This is a genomic window from Mesorhizobium sp. M1A.F.Ca.IN.020.06.1.1, assembly GCF_004023265.1.
Taxonomy (GTDB): domain Bacteria; phylum Pseudomonadota; class Alphaproteobacteria; order Rhizobiales; family Rhizobiaceae; genus Mesorhizobium.
In genome coordinates, this window is sequence record NZ_RZSR01001659.1 from 1 (window position 1) to 610 (window position 610).

The following is a 610-nucleotide window of genomic DNA, read 5'->3' on the forward strand; positions in this document are numbered from 1 at the left end:
CAGCAACATTCGGGTCTGGTTCAGGCATCAGTTCTCCTTCTCCTGAGTTCTTTGTCTTGGCGCACAAATCCCAAAAAACGTTGCGACAAATGGGCAATGTTCTGGACGTCGTAGCCGACGCCGCAGCTCACCAGACTTGCTCGCCTTTGGGCGACCACTCGTCGACACCGCCTCAGGCTCTCGCTCCGCTGTGCGGCGCGGTGGTTAAGTATGACCACGAAAACGAGGAACGCAAAGCTCAGACTCCTGCGACAAGCGCAAAGATCGGAGCTCGGATTTGCCATCCAGGAGCCGAGATAGATCGAGATAAACCCGGGCACCATTGGCCCGCCACACCAGAGCCAGGCGGAGAAGAATGCAGCATCAGGCCGCCTCCCCCATCGTCTCTGACTGCGGCTGCAGTCCGTGCAGATAGGCGACGGCACGCTGTGCATGCGCTGCGGCCGTAAAGATCGCCCGCCTGTCCGACCCGAGGACGGTCAGCCAGCTTTGAAGGTAGGAGGCATGATCCGGCCTCGGCTCCAGTTCCGGAACGATGCCGAGGTCGGCGCATATGAGCGCTGATCCGATCTCCACCAACAATTCTTCGCGCGCGCGGTCGGTGCGATCC

Annotated in this window: 1 protein-coding gene; it reads right to left on the bottom strand. The window is 60.5% G+C overall.

What is annotated here, in order from left to right:
- Positions 1-363: 363 nt before the first annotated feature.
- On the bottom strand, positions 364-610 hold a 247-nt coding region (locus EOA60_RS36200), incomplete at its 5' end, for a zincin-like metallopeptidase domain-containing protein (RefSeq protein WP_245502722.1).